Consider the following 19051-nt stretch of genomic DNA (forward strand, 5'->3'; position numbering starts at 1 on the left):
AGGTTCTTTGTTTCAGCTTTTTTTGTACTGATAATGAAGAAAAAAGAAGAGTAGGTGAAAAAATTGAACGAAAAAATATTAACAACGCTAAACTTTGATAAAGTGAAGCAGCAGATGGCAGAGTATCTCGTTACGGCACAGGGAAAAGATGAAGTGGAGAAACTGGTTCCCAGTGACGATAGTCAAGTGATACAATCCTGGCTGAATGAAACTGAAGACGGCTATAAAGTTCAGCGCTTGCGGGGAGGAATCCCGATTCCAAAACTTGAGAATATCAGACCGCATATGAAACGAATTGAAATCGGTGCTGATTTGAATGGTCTTGAACTGGCTCAAATTGGTCGGGTGCTTTCCACGGTAAATGAAGTAATTCGCTTTTTTGAAGATTTAAAAGACAGCGAAATCGAGCTGCTTCGAATTTATGAATGGCTTGATCAGTTGGTGACTATCCCTGAGCTCAGCAGAAAATTGCGAGTATCAATTGCAGAAGACGGTCAGGTTCAGGATGAAGCTTCACCTGAGCTGAGAATTATTCGAAATAATATTCGACGCAGTGAACAGACTATCCGGGAACAGCTGGACGGTATTGTACGGGGGAAGAATGCCCGTTATCTGAGTGATGCAATTGTCACAATGAGAAATGAACGTTATGTTATTCCGGTAAAGCAGGAATACCGAGGTATATTTGGCGGCGTTGTGCATGATCAAAGTTCTTCGGGGCAAACATTATTTATCGAACCAAAGCAGATTGTGGAATTGAACAATCGGCTGCGCCAGCATCAGATTGCAGAACGAAATGAGATTGAACGTATCCTTTCAGAGCTGTCTGCAGAATTGGTCCCTTACCAGCAGGAAATTATCCATAATGCATACGTAATAGGAAAATTTGATTTCATTAATGCGAAGGCACGACTTGGGAAAGAGCTGAAAGCGATTGTTCCTGAACTGAGTCTTGAAAATCACATCTTCTTAAAACAGGCACGTCATCCGCTGTTGGACCCGGACATGGCTGTTGCGAATGACATTGCTTTAGGCGAGGATTATCAGGCAATCGTCATTACAGGACCAAATACGGGTGGAAAAACAATTACATTAAAAACGTTGGGATTGCTGCAGCTGATGGGACAGTCTGGTTTGCCGATACCTGCAGAGGAAGAAAGTGTCATTGGAATCTTTAAGGAAGTTTTTGCGGATATTGGGGATGAACAGTCCATCGAACAAAGTTTAAGTACGTTTTCTTCTCATATGACAACCATTGTAGATGTTCTAAAAAAAGTGGACAGCAATTCTCTGGTGCTGTTTGATGAGCTGGGAGCTGGAACCGATCCGCAGGAAGGAGCTGCCTTGGCTATTTCGATACTGGATGCTTTAGGAAGCAAAAGTGCATATGTTGTGGCAACTACCCATTATCCTGAGCTTAAGGTGTACGGCTATAATCGAGCGAAAACGATTAACGCAAGTATGGAATTTGATGTGGATACCTTGAGTCCGACTTATCGTTTGCTTATTGGTGTTCCGGGACGAAGCAATGCATTTGAAATTTCAAGAAGACTGGGTCTTGAGGAAGTGATTATCAATGAAGCAAAACAAATTATGGACGGTGAAAGTCAAGACTTGAATGAAATGATTGCAGATTTGGAAAATCGCAGAAAAATGGCCGAAACCGAGTATCTGGAAGTTCGGCATTTCGTGGATGAGTCTCAGGGTCTGTTTAAAGACTTGAAAGAAGCTTACAATTATTTTCTTGATGAACGTGAAAAGGAAATGGCGAAAGCACGTAAAGAAGCAAACAAGCTGGTAAGCGAGGCACAGGAAGAAGCTGAAAAAATCATTTCTGATATTCGTAAACTTCAGCTTGCAGGAGGAAATCAGGGTGGTGTGAAAGAACATCAATTGATCGATGCAAAAACGAAATTGTCTAATCTTCATCAGGAAGAGGGGCACCTGAAACAGAACAAGGTGCTGAAGAAAGCGAGAGAGCAGAAACAGCTGAAAGCTGGAGACGAAGTGATTGTCAATACGTATGGACAACGAGGAGTACTCTTGAAAAAAACAGGAACAGATACCTGGCAGGTTCAACTGGGGATTCTGAAAATGGCTGTAAGTGAGGAAGACATGACACTCGTTGGGAAAGAAAAGGAACCGGTTCAGAAAATGACCACTATACGCTCTGTCGAATCAAGTCATGTTCCTAATCAGCTGGACCTTCGAGGCAAACGATATGAAGAAGCACTGGAGGAAGTCGATCGGTATTTGGATGCCGCCATATTGGCAGGATATCCGCAGGTCACAATCGTACACGGAAAAGGTACTGGGGCTTTAAGAACCGGAATAACTGATTATTTGAAGAATCACCGCAGTGTTCAGGGCTTTGAATTTGCTCCGGGGAATCAAGGCGGAAACGGAGCGACCATCGTTAAATTCAAATAGAGCTGTGTAGTAGCAGAAGTTTATTTATACAAAAAGGATTTTTGCATCATGTTTGTGAAAAATCAATATATCTCTTGAAGAAATCACCGCTGTTAATTAGCCATAAATATTTTATTAAGCACCCTAGCTTATTGATCATCTCTTACTAATGATAAGCAAAATGATGGTCTATCGAATCCTAAAATGCTATAATAAATTTGTATTTAGAAGTAGGAGGAATAAAAGATGACTGAAGCAATTACAGATAAAACATTTGCAGCAGAAACGGCTGACGGCTTGGTTCTTATTGATTTTTGGGCTGAATGGTGCGGCCCTTGCCGTATGCAGGCACCAATTTTGGACCAGTTAGCTGCAGATTATGAAGATGAATTAAAAATTGTGAAAATGGATGTAGATGAAAATCCGGAAACACCGGGTTCTTTCGGTATTTTAAGTATTCCAACGTTAATGCTGAAAAAAGACGGCGAAGTCGTTGAACGACTGGTAGGCGTTCATTCAAAAGAGCAACTGGCTGACGTAGTGGGCAAGTATCTTTAATTATCTGCTGTTTATGAAAAAATGAAATCTTGAGGTATTCTTCTTTGTATGAGAGGAATAGCTCATTTTTTATTGTGAATTTCAATTCGATCTGGAGGGTAGTTGAATTCACCAATTGCTTTATTCAATATAAGAACATTCATTCGTATCTTGTCGCGTATTTACCGACTTCGTGTTATAATACTACAGGTAAAAAGGGGGAGGAAATCTTCTTGAATGAAAGAATTGCAAATAAATTAGCACTGCTTCCTGATCAGCCTGGCTGCTATCTTATGAAGGATAAAAACGGTACAGTTATTTATGTTGGAAAAGCAAAAATTCTTAAAAACCGTGTCCGTTCTTACTTTACAGGAAGTCATGATACAAAAACTGAACGACTTGTCAGCGAAATTGAAGACTTTGAATATATTGTTACTGAATCAAATATTGAGGCGCTTTTGCTGGAAATCAATCTGATTCACAAAAATGATCCGAAATATAATATCATGTTGAAGGATGATAAAAGTTACCCTTTCATAAAAATAACTAATGAATCCTATCCACGACTGCTGATTACCAGAAAAGTCCTGAAAGACAAAGCACTTTATTTTGGTCCTTATCCAGACGTGAAAGCAGCAAATGATACCAAACGTTTGCTGGATCGGCTGTTTCCATTAAGAAAATGTCGGGTGCTGCCTAAAGAAGTTTGTCTTTATTATCATATGGGTCAATGCTTGGCACCTTGTGTTTTTGATATACCAAAAGAAAAATATACTGAAATGGTAGGAGAGATTCGACGTTTTTTGAACGGCGGTTATCCGGAAATTGAAAAGGAACTCGAAGAAAAAATGGGTCAGGCAGCAGAAGCGATGGAATTTGAAAAGGCAGCAGAATACCGTGATTTAATTAAGTCCATTGAGACAGTGATGACTCGTCAGAAAATGACTAATGTCGATTTAGTGGATCGGGATGTCTTCGGGTACGCAGTAGACAAGGGGTGGATGTGTGTACAGGTATTCTTTGTGAGACAGGGAAAACTGATCGAAAGAGATGTATCCATTTTTCCATTTTACAATGAAGCGGAAGAAGATTTTCTAACATTCATTGGACAGTTTTATCAGGAAAACGAACACTTTATTCCAAAAGAAGTGCTGATTCCTGACAACATTGATAAGGAAAGTGTAGAAGCACTGCTTTCAACCACTGTTGTACAGCCGCAACGTGGAGAAAAGAAAAAGCTGGTTAGACTGGCTGGGAAAAATGCTGCTGTTGCACTACAGGAAAAATTTGATCTGATTGTCCGAAAACAGGAACGAACAATTGGGGCTGCGGAACGCTTGGGTAATGCAATGAATATTCCTACACCTGTTCGAATAGAAGCGTTTGATAACTCCAATATTATGGGAACGGACCCTGTTTCAGCAATGGTTGTCTTTATTGATGGGAAACCGGACAAAAAAGAATATCGAAAATATAAAATAAAAACGGTGAAGGGACCGGATGATTATGCCTCTATGAGAGAAGTCATCTACCGCCGTTATTCTCGTGTACTTAAAGAAGGATTGCCTTTCCCAGATCTGATAGTGATTGACGGAGGAAAAGGTCAAGTGGATGCAGCAAGAGAAGTACTTGCCAACCAGCTGGGTTTGGACATACCAATTGCTGGTCTGGCTAAAAACGACAGACATAAAACAAGTGAGCTGTTGTTTGGACCAGAGCTTTCGGTGGTTCCATTGGAGAGAAATTCTCAGGAGTTTTTTCTGCTGCAGCGGATTCAGGATGAAGTTCACCGCTTTGCGATAACTTTCCACCGCCAACTGAGAAGTAAAAACAGTTTTGCTTCAAAACTGGATGATATTGAAGGGTTGGGTCCGAAGAGAAAAAAGGAGCTTTTGCGTCAGTTTAAGTCATTAAAAAATATTACTGCTGCAACTCTGGATGATTTAAAAGCTGCCGGATTGCCTAAAAATGTGGCTCAAAATGTCTATAATCACCTGCATCAAGAAGAAGAGAAGTTGAAAGAGTAAGTGGAAGTTCTACACGGTGTACGTATGTGCAGCTGGAAATAGCTGGCAGATAGGTTCACTGTGTGGGATTTTTTTTACAGGAAAACAGGTTGAATTTTTTCTATAGAATTTAAGTTGTTGTGCTCTGAATTTGCTCACTTTCTACATTAAAATGATTGGTTATAACTGATATACAAAGATAGAAAATGTTAACGTGCATGCTTCAATGACAAGAACGAGCAACCTCAAAAGCAACTGGGGAATTGTCAGTTTCACTGGTGTAAGCTCTTCTAGTGAAATGATATGCGTAGCTTCAATAAGTATTCCTTGGAAGAAGCGAGCTCAGTTAAATAGTGTACGACTTTACAGCTAGTTTGGCTCCAGTTAGGGATGAAATCAACATTTTCTGCCGAGTTGCTCCCGTGCTGGCTGCACGTTTCTTGGATTAGGAGTACCACTTAGTTTTAATTTGGTCAGAGCACTAGTGTTATGTCCAGATATTTATCTTCTCTATTTTATGTTGATAAACCTTTGTTAATATTCGAATCATAGGGGATATATACAGGTGATTAATCTTAGGACAAGACACTAGTTATTTTTCCAAGATAAATTTAAGATGTAGCCCTTTTTATACTATTGTCTATTATGGCATCAGATTTTCTTACTATATAAAGTTTATGAAAAAAGCAAGTTTGATTCAAGCTTATTTTTTCATTCATTATTTTGTATAGCTCGCTTTACTTTCTTTGTAAAGTCAGCTATACTATTTTTGTAAAGCAAGCTAGACTTTTTTGAAGGAGGAATTTTGTGCAAAACAATATCCAGAAACTGAGAAAAGAAAGGAAAGTCACTCAAAATGAATTAGCTGAAGCAGTTGATGTAACTAGGCAGACAATTATTTCACTGGAAAATGGCCGGTATAAAGCTTCTTTGGTATTAGCACATAAACTGGCGCAGTATTTTGGACAGACAATTGAGGATATCTTTATATTTGATTTGGAGGAAGAAAACATATGATACTCAAAAAAATTATTAACTCAACCTCTTCAAAGAATTACACTATTGCATTAAAAAGAAGAAGATTATTATTTCTGACTATGATAGCAGTCGGCATTGCTTTGGAGGTCATTGCACTTTTTATTTTAAACGAACAGAGTCAGCGGGCTTCATTTATAAAAGGAATGGGGGTTGGTCTGCTTTCTGTTGGTATTATTTTTTATGTAAAGAATAATTTGATGATGCAAAACAAACAAAAAATGGAAAAAAATAAACGAGAAGAATATGACGAGCGAAATCAGGAAATAAATAATCGCGCCTTGGCAGCAGCTGCAAGTATACTGATGTTTTTGCTGGCAGTTTCAACAATTGTTACAGCTTTTTTCAACCTGACCTATAGCATACTTTTAGCGATGATAAGCTGCGTCTTCCTGATCATCTATCTTATCTGTCATATCGTTTATCAGAAAAAAATGTAAGATCATGGATTGACAAATAAACAGCAGTTCGTTATTATATCGTTAAGCGATATATCGTTGGATGATATATCTAAACACGATATAGTGAGGGAAACTCAATGGATGAGATGCTAACAGATTCAAGCTACTTGATTTTATTAGCTTTGCTTGAGCCGCAGCATGGATATGCAATTATGAAGCAGGTTAATGAACTGACAGAGGGGAAAGTCACAATTGGTCCTGCAAGTATGTATACTATTTTAAAAAAGCTTCAGAAAAGTGGTTGGATTACATTAGAGGAAAATGCAGAACGAAAGAAAATCTATTTGATTTCTGAACAGGGATTAAAGATCCTTGAGAAGGATATCAATCGAAGAAAGCTTCTTTATCAGGTTGGAGAGTCATTATTAACTGAAAAAAGGAGTAGAAAAAATGATCATTAAGGATAAAAATTATGTATTTTCCAGAGGCGTTGCTTTTTATCCCGAAAAGGAAATGGAACTGCTGAAAGAGCAGCTCAAGCATGGCTGGCATTTCATAAAGCTTAATTCTTTGGGATTTCTCGTGTTTGAAAAAGGTGAAATTGAGGATAAAAAGTTTTCAGTAGATTTCTTTTCAGGCAGTAAAGAAGAGCTTGACGAGTACTTGACTATTTATGAAGAAGCAGGCTGGGAATATGTTGCCGACTACAAGAAAAAGTATTATTATTTTCAGGCAGAGCCATCTGCGTTAACGATTTATTCTGATGAAGACAGTTATTCTGTCCGAATGCGGCAGGAATGGCTTTGGAACTTTAAATCAAGTCTAACGTATGTTCCAATAGGTTTGTTGATCTATTTTATTACTTATTTAACCAGACAGTCTGACAGCAGTCACGGTATTTTGTATATTATTTCACGAGCCTTGCTTTTTTTCTTCGGGACTATTTTTACTGTTTTGCCGTTTTCAGTCTTGTTAAATATATTGTTTTCAATGCTTTTTTATAAAGATCGGAAGAAATTTTTCAATAGGCCGGAGATTTTTGCAAAACGGCAGCGGCTCTGGCGGGATTTAATTATTTTGATGTTTTTCGGAGCAATCGTTGGTATGATTTTAAGCTTTATGTTTGGAGATATTGCTTAAAGAGGAGAATAGGATGAAGGTTTGTTGTTTTGAAAGATTTTCGAAAGGAAGCTGCTATCAGCAGAATGCCAAAAAAATTTTAGTTTTTCATTTAGTTTATCTCAGCTAACCTGGCTGTTTGATAAATCACAACAAAGATTCATGAAGTGAAGCACGGTCAATACGTTTAATTCAGGAGGGATAAGAATGTTAGAAGTAAAAAATTTGGTTAAAACATTTGGGGACTATACCGCAGTGGATAATGTTTCATTTGACATTCCAGATGGAAAGATTTTGGGATTAATTGGACAGAACGGAGCTGGAAAGACAACAACTTTCAGATTGATTCTGGATTTTCTTTCTCAGGACAGCGGAACTGTTTTGTGGAATGGACATGAATTAAGCGATAAGGACTATAATGATATAGGTTATCTTCCGGAAGAGAGAGGATTGTATCCAAAAGCGACGATTGAAGATCAGCTGATCTATTTTGCTGAACTTAGAGGGAAGTCAAAAAAAGAAATTAAGCCAAAAATTGACGAATGGATGGAGAAATTTAAAGTCAAGGGAAAGAAAACAGACAAGGTAAAAGCACTGTCAAAAGGAAATCAGCAAAAGGTTCAGCTGATTGCAACCTTAATTCATGAACCAAAGCTGGTTATCTTGGATGAGCCCTTCAGCGGTCTTGATCCGGTAAATGCAGAGCTGTTGAAAGACGGTATTATTGAACTGAAGGAGAAAGGATCTTGTGTGATTTTTTCCAGTCATAATATGGATAATGTGGAAAAAATCTGTGATCATCTCCTGATGTTGAAAAGCGGAACTGTTGTCTTGGATGGGAGAGTTCATGAAATCAGAGAAAGCTTTGGTCGGACAAAAGTATTTTTGGAATCTGCACTCACTGTTGAAGAGATATCCTCTGTAGAGGGTGTTGCTTCTGCCTTTAAGCGTGGAGATGGCGTGATGGATATTACTCTAAGCGATCCCAAGGCCGGTGAGGAAATTTTTACAAGAGCCACTCAATTCGGCTATATTTCAATGTTTAATCAGCAGCCGCCGACATTGGAGGAAATATTTAAGATGAAAGCAGGTGAACCAAATGAGTAAGTTTTGGATTATCGCATTAGACGTTTATAAAAAGAATATTAAATCAGTATCCTTTTTGATTATGATTTTGGCACCGTTTCTGTTGATGGGTGTAATGTATGCTGCGATTAGCTTATCTGGAGGATTTTCAGAAGCAGATACAATTGGCATTATTTCAGATAACCCAGCTGTTGCAGAGCAGTTAAGCCAAACAGAAATCGAAAATTTTGTATTTAAAGCGGTTGATTCAAAAGAAGAGGCCGAGGAGCAGCTGAAAAATGAAGACATTGAAGGATTTCTTGTTTTGGATACTGCTAATGATGAAATCAAAGGGACTCTTTATACTGAATCATCTTTGGGTGCCACAACTGATCTGATGATTCAACAAATATTGAACAGTATCCAGTCTTCTGTTAATGCAGGGAAACTGAATTTAACTCCAGAACAGGCAGCAAGCCTGCAGCAGCCGGCAACGTTCTCAAAAACAAAAGTTACTTTTGATGAAGACGGTCAGATGAGTACAGGGATAGATAACACAGGCATCCAAACGGGTATCTCATTTGCAGTGACAATCATTTTATGGATAATTATTATTACCTATGCATCAATTATTGCTCAGGAAATTGCGTCTGAAAAGGGTACAAGAATTATGGAAGTTATCCTTTCAAGCACAAAAGCGCAAACACACTTCTACGGAAAGCTGACAGGTGTTATACTGGTTGCTTTTACTCAAATTATTATCTATGTTCTTGCTGCCGTGCTTGGTTATAATCAGTTTAAAAACATTGATATTGTTAAAGACTTCTTATCTGGAATTTCTCTGGACAGTCTTTTGGGAAGCTTTATCTGGTTTACGATTATTCTCGTTATTTTGGGAATTTTTGTCTACTCAGTTTTGGCGGCATTATGCGGTTCATTGGTTTCCAAACCGGAAGATACACCAAAAGCAGTTCAGCCGATTATTTACTTGGCAATGATTGGTTATTTTATCGGTCTGACATTGGGAACAGCTGATCCACAAAATATTATTATAAGAATTACATCTTATATTCCGTTTATTTCATCCTTTATTATGCCGATCCGTTTGGCAACAGAAACTGTTTCTACGGCTGGGGTGTTGATTTCAATTGGTATCTTACTGGCATTTGGAATCATTCTAACTCTGTTTTCAGCAAAACTGTACAAATCCAATGTGCTGGTATATAGTGAAGGCGGCGTAATCAAGTCACTGAAGCAATCAATCTCTATTCTGCAAAATGAACGTAAGAAAGCTTAATGGAGGGCTCAAAAAAAGAAACCGGGTTTTCGTATCCTGGTTTCTTTTTTATATTTATCTAAATCTGACTATTACTAATAATAAAACAATTAATAAGTAACGATTGATTATATCTCTTGTTTTTTACTGTTTATCCAACAGCGTTTCACTTAATTTTATCAGCCAGACTGTCTCTTGCTTTTTTTGGCGTTGTTTTCCGCTCAATCAGCTGGATGTCCATTGAACGAGGGAGAAGACTCTTTTCGTTTAACCGATTATAAATATGGATGAATGAATTTTCAGCTTGATGATTAATGGAATAGTCTACAGTAGTGATATGCATCAGTTTGCTGATCTGACTGTTGTCAAAACCGATTACGGCAACATCTTTTGGTACATCATAACCAAGATTTTGAAGCTCTGAAATAAATTCTGCAGCTACTGAATCTGTATAAAAGGCCATAACTTCCGGTTTATCCTCCATACGGTGCCACTGATCAGCCAGTTTTTGACCGCTTGTTTCCCGCGTTCTATCATAAAAGACCCAATCCTGATTTAGTTCAAGCTTTTTTTCTTTATAAAAGCTGTCAATTGCTTTTACACGAGCTTTTGTATTCAAATTTTTGGGATTACTCATAATGTGTGCGATTTTGCGATATCCTTGCTCATAGAGATAGCTTAATGAGTTAAAATAACCGGAATAATGATCAATATAGGAAGAATAGATTCGATCAGAGTCTATTCTATGCCAGGTGGAGATAGGTCCATACATTGTATAAGGCTCAATCACATCCCAGTCGTTTGCCCGAGTCAGCAGGAAAATACCGTCAATTTGTTTGTATTTTAGTTGATTCAGCGCTTCGATTTCCTTTTTTTTGTCTCCATCAGTGAAGTACAAGGTAACATAATAGTTATAGGATTTTGCAATAGCAATAAAATTACTTAGAAATACACCCAAAGGATCAATGTAGCTTTGAGCTAGAAAGCCAATTGTTTTTGTTTCACCGCTTTGAAGATTTCTGGCAACCAGGTTTGGAGAATAAGCAAGCTCTTCCATAGCGGTCAGAATTTTTTCTCGGCTCTCCTTGCTGACATAGCCATTTCCGGAGAGGACTCTTGAGACAGTGGATTTGGATACATTAGCCGCTTTTGCGACGTCAATTATTGTTGTCATTGATGTAACGACCTCCAAGTCGATCTGCTTTCTTTTAGTATACTGGATAATGATTCTTCCTGCAATTTCAGGAAAAAGCCCCATAAAAATAGAAGAGTTCTGATAAAAAAGAAAAAATTATTTGAAACCGCTTGACATGGGAACATTCCCACACATTAGAATATGTTTGTAAACGATATCAGATTAATTCTGAAAAACTATCAGGAGGGAACTACATGTCAAGAGGAGCACTAAAAATAGCAACAATTGGTGGAGGTTCAAGCTATACACCTGAATTAATTGAAGGGTACATCAAAAGAAAAGATGAACTGCCAATCAAAGAAATCTGGTTGGTAGACATTGAAGCAGGAAAAGAAAAGCTGGAAATTGTCGGAGCAATGGCAAAACGCATGGTTAAAGCAGCAGGATTGGACTGGGAGGTTCATTTGACTTTGGACCGCAGAGCTGCGTTAAAAGATGCGGATTTTGTTTCAACTCAATTCCGTGTAGGGCTTTTGGATGCTCGGATTAAAGACGAGCGTATTCCATTGTCTCATGGAGTACTTGGTCAAGAAACAAATGGGGCAGGCGGAATGTTCAAAGCTTTCCGTACAATTCCGGTTATTTTAGATATTATTAAAGACATGGGAGAACTATGTCCGGATGCATGGCTGGTAAACTTTACGAACCCGGCTGGTATGGTAACTGAAGCAGCGATTAAGCATGGCGGATGGAAGAAAACAGTAGGTTTGTGTAATGTACCGATTGGACACAGAAAACAGGCTGCAGAAGCATTGGGTGTTCCTGAAGAAGATCTGTTCTTTAAATTTGCCGGTATTAACCATTTCCACTGGCACCGTGTTTGGGACAAAGAAGGAAAAGAACGTACGCAGGAACTGATTGATCTTATTTATGGACCAAAAAAAGAACAGGAAAGCCATCTGAAAAATATTTGGGATGCTCCGTTCCATTATGAACAGCTGAAGGATTTGGGTATGCTTCCTTGCGGTTATCATCGCTATTACTATATCGAAGATGAAATGCTGCAGCACTCAATCGATGAATTTAAAGAAGGAAAAACTAGAGCACAGGTAGTCAAAGAAACAGAAGCACGCTTGTTCGAATTATATAAAGATCCTAAACTGGACTACAAACCAAAAGAATTAGAAGAGCGTGGGGGGACTCACTACAGTGATGCTGCCTGTGAAATGATTGCCTCTATCTACAATGACAAACGGACAGATATGGTTGTTTCTACTGAAAACAATGGAACAATCACCGATTTACCATACGACTGTGTAGTTGAAGTTTCAGGTCCTGTTACTTCTCACGGTCATGAGCCATATAATTGGGGAGCTTTCCCACCGGCAGCACGCGGAATTATTCAATCAATGAAAGGCATGGAAGAAACCGTAATTCGTGCCGCTATTGACGGTGATTATGGTGCCGCTTTACATGCTTTCACAGTGAATCCGCTGGTACCTGGAGGAACAATGGCAAAAACATTACTGGATGAGCTGCTGGTTGCTCATAAAGATCATCTGCCGAAATTCGCAGATACTGTAGCAAGAATTGAAGCAGAACAGCCAGATACGGTTGCTTATGTAACTGAACTGATGGAAAGCAACTAACTATCATTTACCAAATAATTAAGCTGAGGTCAAGTACATTTTGATTTCAGCTTTTTTGATGGAAAGATTCATCTTTTTATTGACTAAACCTAACTTTAATCGTTTATTATGGATATAGTTCATTTGTAATGTTGTATTTGGTCAAAGCGGTCAGTATTGATTTGCAGCAACGAAAACAGGATAAAATAAGCATGCTGACAGTCTGAAAAATGAACAAATTCATATACTATTATTGTAGTGTTTTGCAGAGCAAATACATTCAGCAGATGATAAATCGAGTGAAATAGAAGCAGTTAAGCAGGATATAGAAACGCTCGCATCATTAGCAGAAAGGAGAAAAAATAAAAAAGAAGTACTGAAAACTGAAGAAGGAGAACGTTTAGAATCAGTCAGATAAAAGAAAATGATTCCAAACAACTAGTGTGTTGACCGACTTAAAACTAAGCTATGCTTCCAATCCAAGAAACGTGCAGTCAGTCCGGGAGCAACTCAGCAGAAAACGTCGATTTCATCCCTAACTGGAGTCAAATTAGCTGTAAAAATAGCTAGTAGTTCCCCAGTTGCTTTTGAGGCGGCTCGTTCTTGTCATCGAAGCATGCAAGTTAAAGTTTTCTATCATTGAACATCAGTTATAAATGATTTTTTATTATAATTTATAATTTGGTCAGAGCACTAGATGAAAGCAATAATTAAAAAGAAGAAGGAATGATCTATTTTGACAATTATTAATAAAATAAACAGCCCGTCAGATTTGAAAAATTTATCTATTAAACAGCTGGAGGACCTAGCTGAAGAAATAAGAGAGCTGCTGTTGAAAAAAGTCAGCATTACCGGCGGGCATGTCGGACCAAATTTGGGGATAGTAGAGATGACACTCGCTTTCCACTATGTTTTTGATTCACCAAAAGATAAAGTAATCTGGGACGTATCCCATCAATCATATCCACACAAAATAATTACTGGAAGAAAGGAAGCCTGGCTAAATGAAGAAAAATATCATGAGGTCTCTGGCTATACCGGTCCAGAGGAAAGCCCCCATGATTTCTTTACAGTCGGACATACATCAACCTCTGTCAGTCTAGCCGTTGGAATGGCAAAAGCCAGAGATTTACAACATAAAAAAGAGAATATTGTTGCTGTTTTAGGTGACGGCTCCTTGTCGGGAGGTTTGGCGTTGGAGGGATTGAACAATGCAGCAGAGCTTCACTCCAATCTGATTGTTGTCCTTAATGATAACGAAATGTCCATTGCAGAAAATCATGGAGGAATGTACCGAAACTTGAAAGAACTCAGACAAACAAAAGGGAATGGGAAGACAAATCTATTTACTGCTTTAGGGCTTAATTACCTGTACGTTGAAGAAGGAAACGACATTCAGGAAATGATTACAGCTTTTGAAAAAGTAAAAGACACGTCTAAACCGATTGTTCTTCATATCCACACAGAAAAGGGGCGTGGATATGAGCCGGCAGTTTCTAACAAAATGGGTTTTCACTGGCACATGCCTTTTGATCTAGAAACCGGTGAGAGTATTAAAAAGGGAACAAATGAAAGCTATGATGATGTAGTCCTTGAGATTCTTTCTCAGCGTATTACAGAAGCTGAAATGCCGATTCTCGCAATTACTGCCGGAATTCCGGGACTGTTCAAATTAAAAGAATTTGAACAAAGACATCCAGACAATTATGTGGATGTCGGTATCGCTGAGCAGCATTCCATTACATTTGCAGCAGGCATGGCAAAAGCAGGAGCAAAGCCTGTTGTTTTCCATTCCAGTACTTTCCTGCAGAGAGCCTACGATCAGCTGTCTCATGATCTTGGAATTGATCAAAATCCAGCAGTTGTAATTGTCAGAGGAGGGAAGATCAGCGGTGGCGATCCGACTCATCAGGGGAGTTTTGATGTTCCTTATATAACAAGCATTCCCGGTCTGATTTATCTTGCTCCGACAAGTAAAGAAGAGCTGTCTGCGATGCTGAATTGGGCACTGGATCAGAATGAACGTCCGGTAATTATAAGAATCCCGGAAAGCAAAGTCGTTTCACTGCCGCTGCATCAGCCATTTGATCCGCTAAAATGGACAATCGAGATACAAGGAAATGAAGTGGCATTACTGGGATTAGGAAGCTTTTTACCTCTTGCCAGACAAGTACAAAAACAGCTGCTGGAACATGGTGTAGCCGCTACAGTAATTAATCCCCATTCTTTTACAGAATTGGATGAAGCTGTGTTAAAGGGATTAAAAACGAGTCATCGTGTCGTTGTTACGTTGGAAGATGGCAGTTTGGATGGTGGATATGGAGAAAAAATCAGCCGATGGTATGGAGCCGATGAAATGAAGGTTTTGAATTATGGAGCAGAAAAACAGTTCTTTCCTCACCAGACAACAAATGAATTAATGAAAGAATTCCATCTTACTCCTGATCTGATGTCTCAAGATATCCTACACCTATTAAAATAAAAATAACGAAGTCCAAGTTGAATCTTTTTAGCTGATTCAACTTGGACTTCGTTTATATAGGATATCTCTTAAGCAAGGAAAGCACTTATTTGTATAGTTTCAGTAAATGACTGGATGAAGACCATTCAAGTTGTCCATCTATTTCAAACTGGTAAGATTGAAGTCTGAAAACATGGATAAATCCAATAAACAGAACAAGTGCGAATGCAGCTAAATTTAACATAGACTGAATAATCAGACAGGAAACAGTGAAGACTAAGAATGGCAACATGAATTTCAGGAATAATTGCTGTAAGTTATTTGAATTTGTAATAAGGATTTCATGTGTATTGGCAGTGACTTCAATTTTCTTAAAAGAAGAAAAGATACCTTCTTTAAAACTGATTTCATCTCCCGGCTGAGCTTCTATTTCCAATGGAATACAGTTAAATAATTTTACTTTTGACTGGTTATTGACTGTCACAGTTAAAGGTTTAAGACAGCCCCAATGTGTTTGTTTTTTTATTTTGATTTTCATTAAAATCACCTCCCTTATGAATCTATTTTCCCATGTTGTGCAAAAAAATAAATCAGTCTTTTGAATGATTTTTCATTGGTAAATTCTCATGCTGGAGTAGGAGACGAAAGATAGAAGCCTATTAATACTGATTTTTTATCTATATTCTACTCTAAAATGATTTATTTTTTTAATTGAAAGAAGTTAGGATAGAAAAATTGAAAGTTGCAGAACATTCTTTCAGTAACCGAGTTATTGTTACAATATAAAAAAAGATATGAAAAAGCAACTATTATTTATATGAAATGAAAAAAACGCTGACAAAGCAAAAAAAGCAAAGCATATGGATGAAAAATTCATCTATTGCTTGCTTTTTGTCTGTTCTTTAATGAATGAGCAATTAGCTTTTAAACATCGGAAAGGAAAAAAGATTTCCAGTTAACAGCTTGAAACTAATAGCCTTCAATTCTGTACTGACTGTATTCAGAAGCTTCAGCAGCATGAACACCGGCACAATGTCCAGTTACTAAAGCTGCAGTGATATTGTAACCTCCTGTGTACCCGTTGATATCCAGGACTTCGCCACAGAAATAAAGACCTTCAATTCGTTTGCTTTCCATAGTTTTGGGATTAATTTCTTTCAAAGCAATTCCTCCGCCGGTAACAAAAGATTTTTCAATTGGGAAGGTTCCTGAGGCTTCGATACGAAAATCCTTTAAGTTAGAAACAAATGTTTCGAGCTGCACTTCGGATACCTGCTTCCCCTTTAGAGCTATAAGTTTTTGTTTCGTCAGTAAAAAATCCAGTAGACGTTCCGGCAAGAACTGCTTCAGCGTATTTTTTAAAAGTTTTTCCGGTTCTGCTGTGATTTTTTTTGACAGTTCATTCAGCAGCTGTTTCGCTGATTCTTCTGGAAAAATGTCCAATGACAAAGAGACAGTGGAGACTCCTTCTTGAGAAAGCTGCTGGTTCACAAAACTGGAACAGCGTAGCGCCGCCGGACCGGAAAGTCCGAAATGAGTAAATAAAATATCCATTGTGTGAGAGATAATCGGTTTATTTTTTTTACTTAAAACAGATAAAGCAACATTCCTCAAAGAAATTCCCTGTAATGTTTTTTCTTTAATAAATGACTCCTCAGAGCGAATAGGGGATTCTGTTGGGTAAAGAGTCTCAATTGAGTGTCCCATTGCTTTTGCGAATTTGTAGCCGTCTCCGGTTGACCCTGTGGAAGGGTAGGTTTTACCGCCTGTGGCAATGATGACACAGGGCGCATAAACTTTTTGATTAATCAGTTCCACTCCAATAATCTGTTCGTCTTTTTTTAATACTTTTCTTACTGCTGCCTCTGTGTACAATGTAACAGACAATTCCTTTAATTTCTCATGAAGGGTTTCCACAATTGTTTGAGAATGGTCTGTTTCAGGAAACATGCGTCCGTGATCCTCCTCTTTTAATTTGACTCCATTTGCTTCGAAGAAATTGATAATATCGTGGTTATCATATTGTGAAAATGCACTGTATAGAAATTTACCATTACCGGGAATATGAGCAATAATCTCATCAGAAGAACGATTATTAGTAACATTACATCGCCCACCTCCGGTTAATAGAAGTTTTTTTCCAATGCGTTTGTTTTTTTCTACCAGTAATACTCGTTTTCCTTTTTCTGCTGCCGCTACAGAAGCCATTAGACCACTGGTTCCGGCGCCAATAATTATTACATCAAACGTATTCATAATTTTCCTCCAATTCAAATTACAGTTTATCATAAACTGCATAAAAAAAGTTTTTTTTGATTTTTTTATGCTTAGAGTGGAAAAATCTACTTTTTCCTGTAAAATAAATAATAACTTGAATGGGATGGTGACTATATGAACGTAACAAAGTATGTAAAAGAAATTCGGGAAAAAATCGGAGATAAGGAAAGAGGGCAGACAGAATATCTGCAGGCAATTGATGAGTTTCTGCCAAGCATGGAAGCTTTCTTGAATGAAAATCCAAAATTTGTTGAGGCGAACATTCTTGAAGTATTGATTGAACCTGAACGGGTGATTCAGTTTAGGGTGCCTTGGCAAGATGATGAAGGAAATTGGCGTGTGAACCGCGGCTATCGCGTTCAATATAATTCTGCGATTGGTCCATATAAGGGAGGCCTGCGTTTCCATCCAAGTGTGAATATCAGTGTATTGAAGTTTTTAGCATTTGAACAAATCTTCAAGAACAGCTTGACAGGTCTTCCGATTGGAGGAGGAAAAGGCGGCAGCGACTTTGATCCTAAAGGGAAATCAGACAATGAAGTTATGCGTTTTTGCCAAAGCTTTATGACAGAGCTTCAAAAGCATATTGGACCGGATACAGATGTTCCGGCAGGAGATATTGGTGTGGGTGCCAGAGAAATTGGGTATCTGTATGGGACGTATAAACGTTTGAGAAATTATGATGCAGGCGTTCTGACTGGTAAACCTTTAACATACTGGGGAAGTCAGACACGTACTGAAGCAACAGGATATGGTGCAGTTTACTTTGTTCGCCATTTGCTGAACGACCGCAATGATTCTTTTGAAGGGAAGAAAGTTGTCGTTTCAGGAAGCGGGAATGTTGCAATTTACGCAATGGAAAAAGCAAAAGAGCTAGGGGCTGTTGTTTTGACTTGTTCAGATTCTAATGGATTTATTTATGATCCTAATGGGATTGATGTTGAACTGGTAAAAGAACTAAAGGAAAAGAACAGAGAACGTATTTCCAAATATGTTGAAACGCATAAGGATGCGGAATATTTCGATGGACAGTCAGTTTGGGACTTCAAGAAGGCATATGATATTGCTTTGCCATGTGCGACACAAAATGAAATTAACAAAGAGCAGGCAGCTGTTTTAGTGGAAAATGGCGCAAAAATTGTTGCTGAGGGTGCCAATATGCCTTGTTCTTTGGAGGCTGTACACGTTTTTGAACAAAATCAAGTTTTATATTGTCCAGGTAAGGCAGCGAATGCGGGCGGTGTAGCTGTTTCCGCTTTGGAAATGAGCCAGAATTCAGAACGTTTGTCATGGTCATTTGAAAAAGTAGATGCTATGTTAGATGATATTATGAAAAATATTTACGAAACTTGTCGTGATACTGCAGTAAAATATGGTGCAGAAAATAATTACGTGCTGGGTGCAAATATTGCAGGCTTTGAAAAAGTTGCAACAGCTATGTTAAGTCAGGGACTTGTGTAACATCAGCAAATGTTTTAAATCAAAAGCATGAAACTGAGGTCGGGACAAACACTTAGAAGGACGATAGCCCTCATAAGTGTTTGTCCCACCGTTTATTCGGGGCTAAATACGAAGAGAGCTTGGAACTTTATTTCTGTCCCACTCTCGTTTTTTAGTATAGGACAGAATGCTGCCTTTAACGAGCTGCTGCTGTATTTGTCTGGAAGTATGCAGAAGGGAATCTGGCCTCTCATTAACACTT

The 19051-nt window shown here is 38.3% G+C and carries 15 protein-coding genes; 12 read left to right on the plus strand and 3 right to left on the minus strand.

The annotated features are described in order from the left end of the window. Positions 1–63 precede the first annotated feature (63 nt). From LI954_RS12800 to LI954_RS12840, 9 genes are all read left to right on the plus strand, one after another. A complete protein-coding gene (locus LI954_RS12800) occupies positions 64–2430 on the plus strand; it encodes an endonuclease MutS2 (RefSeq protein WP_229444662.1) in 2367 nt (788 codons plus the stop codon). Positions 2431–2655: 225 nt separating this feature from the next. After that, positions 2656–2967 carry a thioredoxin gene (gene trxA, locus LI954_RS12805; protein WP_202065958.1) on the plus strand — a complete coding sequence of 104 codons (312 nt, stop codon included), beginning with the start codon at positions 2656–2658 and terminating at the stop codon, positions 2965–2967. 212 nt (positions 2968–3179) lie between these two features. Further along, complete coding sequence (gene uvrC, locus LI954_RS12810) at positions 3180–4973, plus strand: excinuclease ABC subunit UvrC (RefSeq protein WP_229444663.1); 1794 nt, start codon at positions 3180–3182, stop codon at positions 4971–4973. A gap of 786 nt (positions 4974–5759) precedes the next feature. Next, positions 5760–5969, plus strand: coding sequence for a helix-turn-helix transcriptional regulator (locus LI954_RS12815; RefSeq protein ID WP_202065964.1), 210 nt, complete (start codon positions 5760–5762; stop codon positions 5967–5969). Beyond that, entirely contained in the window at positions 5966–6427 is a 462-nt protein-coding gene (locus LI954_RS12820) for a DUF6442 family protein (protein ID WP_229444664.1), read from the plus strand. Before LI954_RS12815 ends, LI954_RS12820 begins: the two co-directional genes overlap by 4 nt. Before the next feature lie 98 nt (positions 6428–6525). Next, complete coding sequence (locus tag LI954_RS12825; protein WP_202065977.1) at positions 6526–6849, plus strand: PadR family transcriptional regulator; 324 nt, start codon at positions 6526–6528, stop codon at positions 6847–6849. Then, positions 6839–7528 (plus strand): DUF2812 domain-containing protein, encoded by a 690-nt coding sequence (locus tag LI954_RS12830; RefSeq protein WP_202065979.1) that lies wholly within the window; start codon positions 6839–6841, stop codon positions 7526–7528. Before LI954_RS12825 ends, LI954_RS12830 begins: the two co-directional genes overlap by 11 nt. Positions 7529–7714: 186 nt before the next feature. After that, positions 7715–8614 carry an ABC transporter ATP-binding protein gene (locus LI954_RS12835; protein ID WP_202065981.1) on the plus strand — a complete coding sequence of 300 codons (900 nt, stop codon included), beginning with the start codon at positions 7715–7717 and terminating at the stop codon, positions 8612–8614. Beyond that, the gene (locus LI954_RS12840; protein WP_202065983.1) at positions 8607–9869 is read left to right on the plus strand and encodes an ABC transporter permease; all 1263 of its coding nucleotides are present in this window, start codon (positions 8607–8609) and stop codon (positions 9867–9869) included. Before LI954_RS12835 ends, LI954_RS12840 begins: the two co-directional genes overlap by 8 nt. 145 nt (positions 9870–10014) lie before the next feature. On the opposite strand, the gene LI954_RS12845 is transcribed toward LI954_RS12840, so the two are convergent. Then, positions 10015–11022 (minus strand): LacI family DNA-binding transcriptional regulator, encoded by a 1008-nt coding sequence (locus tag LI954_RS12845; protein WP_229444665.1) that lies wholly within the window; start codon positions 11020–11022, stop codon positions 10015–10017. 215 nt (positions 11023–11237) lie between these two features. Between LI954_RS12845 and LI954_RS12850 the strand changes: the two genes are divergently transcribed. Both LI954_RS12850 and LI954_RS12855 read left to right on the plus strand, forming a co-directional pair. Continuing rightward, positions 11238–12632 carry a 6-phospho-beta-glucosidase gene (locus LI954_RS12850; protein ID WP_202065987.1) on the plus strand — a complete coding sequence of 465 codons (1395 nt, stop codon included), beginning with the start codon at positions 11238–11240 and terminating at the stop codon, positions 12630–12632. Positions 12633–13347: 715 nt separating this feature from the next. Then, positions 13348–15093: a 1-deoxy-D-xylulose-5-phosphate synthase gene (locus LI954_RS12855; RefSeq protein WP_229444666.1), complete on the plus strand. Its 1746-nt coding sequence runs from the start codon at positions 13348–13350 to the stop codon at positions 15091–15093. 85 nt (positions 15094–15178) lie between these two features. Here LI954_RS12855 and LI954_RS12860 read toward each other — a convergent pair whose 3' ends face one another. Continuing rightward, the gene (locus tag LI954_RS12860) at positions 15179–15610 is read right to left on the minus strand and encodes a hypothetical protein (RefSeq protein ID WP_229444667.1); all 432 of its coding nucleotides are present in this window, start codon (positions 15608–15610) and stop codon (positions 15179–15181) included. A 431-nt stretch (positions 15611–16041) separates the two neighbouring features. Then, positions 16042–17328 (minus strand): NAD(P)/FAD-dependent oxidoreductase, encoded by a 1287-nt coding sequence (locus LI954_RS12865; protein WP_229444668.1) that lies wholly within the window; start codon positions 17326–17328, stop codon positions 16042–16044. Positions 17329–17463: 135 nt separating this feature from the next. Between LI954_RS12865 and gdhA the strand changes: the two genes are divergently transcribed. Continuing rightward, a complete protein-coding gene (gene gdhA, locus LI954_RS12870) occupies positions 17464–18810 on the plus strand; it encodes an NADP-specific glutamate dehydrogenase (protein ID WP_229444669.1) in 1347 nt (448 codons plus the stop codon). Positions 18811–19051: the final 241 nt, after the last annotated feature.

Origin of the sequence: Enterococcus sp. CWB-B31, from assembly GCF_020567645.1 — a bacterium.
Lineage (GTDB): Bacteria > Bacillota > Bacilli > Lactobacillales > Enterococcaceae > Enterococcus_L.